The organism is Calditerricola satsumensis, from assembly GCF_014646935.1.
Lineage (GTDB): Bacteria > Bacillota > Bacilli > Calditerricolales > Calditerricolaceae > Calditerricola > Calditerricola satsumensis.
Genome location: NZ_BMOF01000072.1, coordinates 1 through 6,770 on the forward strand (window position 1 = coordinate 1; position 6,770 = coordinate 6,770).

At 60.0% G+C, this 6,770-nt stretch carries 9 protein-coding genes; 8 read left to right on the plus strand and 1 reads right to left on the minus strand.

Going from position 1 to position 6,770, the window contains the following annotated elements:
- From IEX61_RS11585 to IEX61_RS11610, 6 genes are all read left to right on the plus strand, one after another.
- A partial coding sequence (locus IEX61_RS11585) for an IS1182 family transposase (protein WP_229725864.1) occupies positions 1-1,295 on the plus strand: 1,295 nt, incomplete at its 5' end.
- Between the two features lie 128 nt (positions 1,296-1,423).
- A complete protein-coding gene (locus tag IEX61_RS11590) occupies positions 1,424-1,732 on the plus strand; it encodes an S-layer homology domain-containing protein (protein WP_054671071.1) in 309 nt (102 codons plus the stop codon).
- The gene (locus tag IEX61_RS12835; protein ID WP_373288459.1) at positions 1,704-1,931 is read left to right on the plus strand and encodes an S-layer homology domain-containing protein; all 228 of its coding nucleotides are present in this window, start codon (positions 1,704-1,706) and stop codon (positions 1,929-1,931) included. The genes IEX61_RS11590 and IEX61_RS12835 overlap by 29 nt, the downstream gene beginning before the upstream one ends.
- 232 nt (positions 1,932-2,163) lie before the next feature.
- Entirely contained in the window at positions 2,164-2,646 is a 483-nt protein-coding gene (locus IEX61_RS12565; protein WP_054671067.1) for a hypothetical protein, read from the plus strand.
- 74 nt (positions 2,647-2,720) lie between these two features.
- The gene (locus IEX61_RS12665; RefSeq protein ID WP_268238410.1) at positions 2,721-2,846 is read left to right on the plus strand and encodes a hypothetical protein; all 126 of its coding nucleotides are present in this window, start codon (positions 2,721-2,723) and stop codon (positions 2,844-2,846) included.
- Between the two features lie 108 nt (positions 2,847-2,954).
- The gene (locus tag IEX61_RS11610) at positions 2,955-3,140 is read left to right on the plus strand and encodes a hypothetical protein (RefSeq protein ID WP_054671064.1); all 186 of its coding nucleotides are present in this window, start codon (positions 2,955-2,957) and stop codon (positions 3,138-3,140) included.
- 72 nt (positions 3,141-3,212) lie between these two features.
- Here IEX61_RS11610 and IEX61_RS11615 read toward each other — a convergent pair whose 3' ends face one another.
- Entirely contained in the window at positions 3,213-3,728 is a 516-nt protein-coding gene (locus IEX61_RS11615; RefSeq protein ID WP_054671063.1) for a hypothetical protein, read from the minus strand.
- 192 nt (positions 3,729-3,920) lie between these two features.
- On the opposite strand from IEX61_RS11615, the gene IEX61_RS11620 reads away from it, so the two are divergent.
- Together IEX61_RS11620 and IEX61_RS11625 are read left to right on the plus strand one after the other, a co-directional pair.
- Positions 3,921-6,179, plus strand: a complete 2,259-nt coding sequence (locus tag IEX61_RS11620; protein WP_188818170.1) for a S8 family serine peptidase — start codon at positions 3,921-3,923, stop codon at positions 6,177-6,179.
- Positions 6,180-6,234: 55 nt separating this feature from the next.
- A complete protein-coding gene (locus IEX61_RS11625) occupies positions 6,235-6,711 on the plus strand; it encodes a hypothetical protein (protein ID WP_188818172.1) in 477 nt (158 codons plus the stop codon).
- The last annotated feature ends 59 nt before the right edge of the window (positions 6,712-6,770 follow it).

Sequence of the window (6,770 nt, forward strand, 5' to 3'; positions counted from 1 at the left end):
ATCTGTTCGGCATCCGTTCCATGCGTCAAACCATCAAGGAAATCGAAACCAATATCGCCTATCGGTGGTTTTTGGGATACGATCTCACCCAGCCCATTCCCCATTTCACGACGTTTGGGAAAAACTACGTCCGCCGATTCAAAGGTACCGACCTGTTTGAAAGGATCTTTACGCGCATTCTCGAAGAAGCCTGCCATCACGGGCTTGTGGACCCTTCCGTGCTGTATATTGATTCCACCCATGTCAAAGCCAACGCCAACAAGAGAAAATTCATCAAGCGGCTCGTTCAGGAAGAAGGAAAGAAATATCAAGAACTTCTGGAAGAGGAAATCAACCAGGACCGCGTAGCGCACGGGAAAAAGCCGTTGCCAAAAAAGTTTAAAGCCGTCTGGAAGGAGGTGAAGCAAAGCACCACTGATCCGGACAGCGGCTGGTTTGTCAAAAACGAAAAGGAACAGACGTTCGCTTACTCCTTCCATGTGGCCAGCGACCAAAACGGCTTTGTCGTCAGTGCCGTCGTCACGGCCGCCAACGTTCATGACAGTCAGGTCTTCACAGATGTGTTCGAGCAAGCCGTCAAGCACGTCGGAAAACCCAGCGCTGTCGCGGTGGATGCAGGGTATAAAACACCTTATATCAGCAAGTACCTCTTGGACCAACAGGTCCGTCCGGTCATGCCGTATACTCGTCCCCACACAAAAGACGGAAGGTATCGAAAGCAGGATTACGTGTACGATGAGTACTACGATTGCTATCTTTGTCCTGTCGGACAAGTGCTTACCTACGAAACCACGACCCGTGAGGGTTACAGAATCTATCGTTCCGATGCCACGACATGTCGCTCTTGTCCGTTCCGCTCCCAGTGCACTGAAAGCCACGACGCGGTTAAGCGCGTGAGCCGCCATATCTGGGCTCATTACATGGAGGAAGTGGAGCACCTGCGACATACAGAAGTGAATAAACGCCTATATGCACGCCGAAAGGAAACGATTGAGCGTGTGTTTGCGGATCTCAAGGAGAAGCATGGCTTGCGTTGGACCACGTTGCGTGGGTTGGAAAAAGTGACAATGCAGGCAATGCTTGTTTTTGCTTGTATGAATTTGAAGAAACTAGCGAATTGGTTATGGAGGTTAGGAAAAACAGGGCGTCATGCCCTTAATTTCGATATCTTTCTTTCGTACACAAACTACAAGAAAACTCCCTCGGCTACGTTGGCACCGAGGGAGTTTGTCTGCAGTCTGGAAATTATATCCTTTTTGTCCGCCCTAAAAATCAGGAGATTAAAGTATCCTTAGGTTATCAAGACTCAGGTTTTGGTGATGAAATTTTGTTTGGAGCACTGAAACTTAAGGACCATGAAAATGGTGTTGTAACATATCAGTACTCGTATGATGAATCGCAAACGAAATACGAAGGAAAAATCGTGTTCAAAAACAATGCCATTTTGTTCGAGTATACAGGCAAAGATGGTTTTTTAAAACGTTTGGTGTTTACCGAACGACTTCTCTTTAGCGATGTAACCTCAAATCATTGGGCTAAGGACGCGATTGAGTACCTTGCAATAAAGGGGATTTTGAAGGGACGAAATGAAAACTTTTTCGAGCCAGAAGGGAAAATAACCAGAGCGGAATTTGCAGCCGTTTTAGTCCGTATTTTGCCTAACCTTCCTTGCTGTCATAACAAGAGCGGAAATGGCTTCGATGATGGCCAGAGCAACTTCATTGCTCAATAAACCTATCCCTTCACCTATACAACTTACATTTAAAGATGCCAAAGCCATTCCAAATTGGGCGAAAGATGACATAAATAAGATTGTTTCGTTGGGGTTCATGAACGGTTATCCTGATCAAACATTTAAACCATACGGACATGGAACTCGAGCAGAAGCCGCTGTCGTGATCAAACGATTTTATGATTGGGTACACCAATAAAGAGCCATACTTTAGGGGCATCAAAGCAAGGTATGGTGCTTTGCTGCCCCTTTTTATAGTTTGGATTAACGGAGCGTGTACACATGAAAACCAGGCTGAGAGCAACACGGGGTTCATTGCTGCTGGTGCTCTTTTCTCTCCTCCTTCCTTCAGCCACAAGCGGTACAGCGGCGTTTTCCTTCGACATCGACGGTGACCGCGCGGTGGACTACGAGCTGCAGTTGCGCGGCTGATGGGCAACGCCAAGCCCTTCGTGATGTCCCGTACCTATCGCCACGCGCGACACGACCTGTATGTGTACCAGCAGAAGGGCAAGCTATTCAAGCTGCTGTTGGTCCGGTATTCCGACGGCAGCGTGGCGTACTTTGCGCGGAACGAACGGTCACGGCGGAACGCCGGCGAGGCGCTGACGCTCGTCGTGAAGCGCCCAACGCAAACCGCCTTTCGCGCGCTCACGGACAAGGGGATCGTGCCCGCCGAGCCGTCGCGCCACATCCGCGCGACGCTCTTCGCGGAAAGCCCCACCCATCACTACCGGGTGGGAAGGCCGCGCGCCCTGAAGCCGTTGGAACGCCCTACGATCCCGCGGATCCGGCGTTCAATTACGTGCCGGCCGCTGCCCGATCCTTCTACCGGAATCCGGCCAACGTTGCCGGCCTGCAGGCCCTTCCTTGGCTGGACGTGCGCGGCGCCCACTATTTCGACCTTGTCCTGACCCACATGGCCTACACTGCTGTCCAAACGCAAAACGAAAACGGATATTGGGAAACGCATCCGAAAGCGAACTGGTTGGCGCGCGAATACAAAATTGGCCATCGCTACATGGACAACCGGCGGAATGTCGACAACGCGACGTTTCTGCACCGCTTTGCGCAGCGAAAGCCCGATCCGGCGATTCGCGCCAGCCTGGCCTAGTGGGATCGCTACCATGCCCGGTACATCCAGGCTTACGGGATCCCGACGAGCCGGAAAGGGCTGCTTTTGCCCGATTATGTGGGCGGGCCGGGGGGAAGGACGACGCACGTGTCGCTTAACCACCATGTGGCCAACATGAATTATTTGTACGAGACGTATCTGACGGACCAAAATCCGCAAAAACGGGCGCTGGCCAACCTGTACGGCCACAACCATCCCGCGCTGCAACACCTGATTGACGAGAAAAACCGGTGGCTTGGTCAGATGCGCGAGGACGGGGAAGGAAGACCGTGAGGATGGGGGAGAAGGCGGCGCAACGACGCCCAAAAAAAAAACCGGGCCATCCAGCCCGCTGTGCCGTTGGTCTTATCCGCCCAGCACCTTGTGCTTCAGCCACCCGATGTCTTCCTTGTGCTTTATCAGTTCCAGGCGGACGGTGTCGAGGCTCATCTCGACCCGCACTTCCAGCTCTTTCATGCGCAGCTTGAGATCGGCGAGTCCTACCTGCAGTTCGCCAAATCTCTTCTCGAAGTTGTGCACCACCTGATCGATCATCGCCTGGTGGAGCTTCATCATCGCGTTGATGATCTCGGAGAAACGCGCATCCATGTGCTCGTTCATCTGGGCGAAGCGTTCGTCCATGGCGTCGAGGCGCCGGTCGATCTGGGCGAAGCGCGCGTCCATGGCATCGAGGCGCCGGTCGATCTGGGCAAAGCGTTCGTCCATGGCATCGAGGCGCCGGTCGATCTGGGCAAAGCGTTCGTCCATGGCGTCGAGGCGCTGGTCGATCTGGGCGAAGCGCGCGTCCATGGCATCAAGGCGCCGGTCAATCTGGGCGAAGCGTTCGTCCAGGTAGGCCATGAGGCGGTCGAGGTCGGCCATCGGGACACCTCCTCCGGTTTTCTTCATTATATCTCATTTCTCTATCCCATGCCGCGCAAGAAAAGAAATGGTATAATGATGCCGAGTCGCGCCGCCGCAACCCGTTGGCGGCCTTGCGCGTCTCTTCGTTTGTCAGGCGTTTCCGCGCGTTTGGCGCGCATCTTTCCATGCTGAATCAGGAGCGACCGCAATATGCGCAAGTGGCTGTCCGCGGCATTGGTGGCGCTGCTTCTCCTCGGCGGGTGGCTGGCGACCGGGTGGATCGGGCAGAAGCGCCAGGCGTCGGGCGAGCCGGGGCTGCCCGAGACGCGGGAGTGGATCATCAAGTGGCGGGACCACGCGCCCAGCGCCCCGGGCGAGTTTGAGGTGCTGCAGCGCGACGACCGCCACCGTCTCATGGTGGTGCGGCTGAACGAACACATTGATGTGGTGCGGTGGGTGGACGCCTGGAGCAAGCGGCCCGACGTGGAGTTCGTGCAGCCCAACCGCAAGCTGCGCATCAAGGCGCTGCCCGTGCCCAACGACAAGGCCAATCCGGAGCAGACATCGTACCTGCGCCAGATCCGCGCCGACCTGGCCTGGGGCGTGGTGCGGGAGGCCCCGAACGTGACGGTGGCCGTCGTCGACACGGGGGTGGACCTCGCCCATCCCGACCTGGCGCCGAACCTGGTGCCGGGGGTCAACCTGGTGGAGCCCGCAAAGCCGCCGCAGGACGACAACGGACACGGGACGGCCCTGGCCGGCATCGTCGCCGCCGCGGGGAACAACGGCCTCGGGGTGAGCGGCGTGCTGTGGCGGGCGCGGATCATGCCCGTCAAGGTGCTCGACGCCCGCGGCGAGGGGGGCGACTACACCGTCGGGATGGGCATCCGCGAAGCGGTGGACCGCGGCGCCGATGTGGTGCTCCTGTCCCTCGGCGACCCGATCTACTCCCTGCACATGAAAGAGGCCGTCGAGTACGCCGAGAAGCGCGGCGTGGTCGTGGTGGCGGCCACCGGCAACCGCGGCGCGCGCGTGGAATACCCGGCGGCGTTTCCGACGGTCCTGGCCGTGGGGGCCGTAGACGGGGCCGACCGCTGGCTCTACTATTCCAACCACGGGCAGGAAGTGGACGTGGTGGCGCCGGGCACGCGCGTGTACACGACGGCGCTGGGCGGCGGGTACGGCTTTGCCCGCGACGGCACGTCGCTGGCCGCACCGCAGGTGGCCGCGGTGGCGGCCATGCTCAAGGCGCTGCACCCGCAGTGGACGCCGCGGCAGATTCGCAACCAGATTCGCCTGACGGCCGACGACGTGGGCCCGCCGGGGTGGGACGAGAAAACCGGCTTCGGCCGCCTCAACGCCTACCGCGCCGTGACCACCGTGCTGCCGGACGATCCCTTTGAGCCGAACGACCGGATGGCCCAGGCGCACCCGCTGCCGGTGGTGGGGGAGCGGTACGGGACGCTCAAGCGCGGCGATGTGGACTGGTGGAAGGTGGACATGCGGTATGCCGGCGAGCTGCTGCTCAGCGTGGAGGGGCCCCAGGCCGGCGCGCCGGTGCGCGTGGAGGCCTACCCGAACGGGAAGGCGGCCGCGCGCGCGGTGCATACCCTGCGCATGACGCAGACGGTGGTGTTCAGCCTGCCGCGGGGCACCAGCTGGATCAGGCTGTCGGCGGTGGTGGCGCCGGATGGGCCGGTCCGGTATGTGATGACCACGCAGTTTCGCATCTACCGCGATCCGTACGAGCCGAACGATACGCTCCGGCAGGCCAAGCCGCTGCCGTGGTCGGGCCGGACGGCCACGCTCACGGGCACCATCCACCATGACGGCGACGAGGACTGGTTTCAAACCGAGGTCAGTCGCCCGGGGCGTCTGGATGTGCGCGTGACGGTCGACACGCTGCGCTTCGACCCGGTGGTGCGGGTGGAGAACCCCGCCCTGGGCGTTCGCCGCGAGATCGATGACGGCAACGTGCAAAACGGCCAGGCCGAGGTATTTTCGCTGGAGGTCGAGCCCGGCGTCTACTACCTGCGCATCACCAATTACTACGGCGTCTCCGTCGACGGCGAATACACCCTGCACGTCCGCTACACGCCGGAGCAGCCGGACCCGGCCGAACCCAACGAGGTGTCGTGGGAGGCGCACCCCGTCCTCTTTGGCGTCCCGGTAGCGGGGACGATCGACAGCGTGGTCGATTTTGACTGGTACGCCTTTACCGTACCGGAACCCAGCGTGGTGACGGTCCTGTTCGAGGAGGTGCCGCCGCTCGCGGGCCTGCGCCTCACCTGGTATGACGGCGCCCTGCGCCCGCTGCACGACGGGCCGGTCACGGACGCGGCCGTCGCCGTGCACCGCACGGTGGATCCCGGCCGCTACCTGCTGCGCTTGCAGGCCGATGAAGGGTCGAAGTACGAGGCGTACCGCTTTGTGGTGACGCGCCGGGCGATCGACCCCACCACGCCCTGATCCGGCCGAATCAACCGTGAAGCGATGGGAAAAACCATGTTCGGGAGGGGAGACGATGAACAAGCGAGAGTGGGCGCGTTTCGCAGGCGTTGGGGTGCTGACGGCACTGGCGCTCGCGGCCCAGGGCGCGTGGGCCAACGGGGTGTCGGCGCCGGGCTCGGTGGACGACCCGCTCGTGACGAAGAGCTACGTGGACGCGCGCATCAATGAGCTGCGCTTGTCGGCGCCGGGAGGTGGGGCGTCGCTGGCCTACACGGTGGTCACGCTGCAACCCGGGGACGCCTTGATCGCCAAGTCGTCGCTGGAACTGATCATCCGCTCGCCGGGAACGGTGCTGCCGATTCTGAATGCGTACGGAGAAGGCCTTTCCGACTTGACCGGCGGAAGGGACTGGCGCACGACGGCGGCGCTTCCTCGCGACCACCTGTTTGTCGTGCCGCGCCCCGATGGGCGGGGGATCGTGGCGTCGCCCGCCAACAAGAGCGCCGTGTACGTGATGGTCCGCGGGGCGTACGAAATTCGACAAGGGTAGAGCCTTTTTCGTTGTCCGAATCCCTTGTATTCGGTGCACTTTCACCTTCACAAAACTGT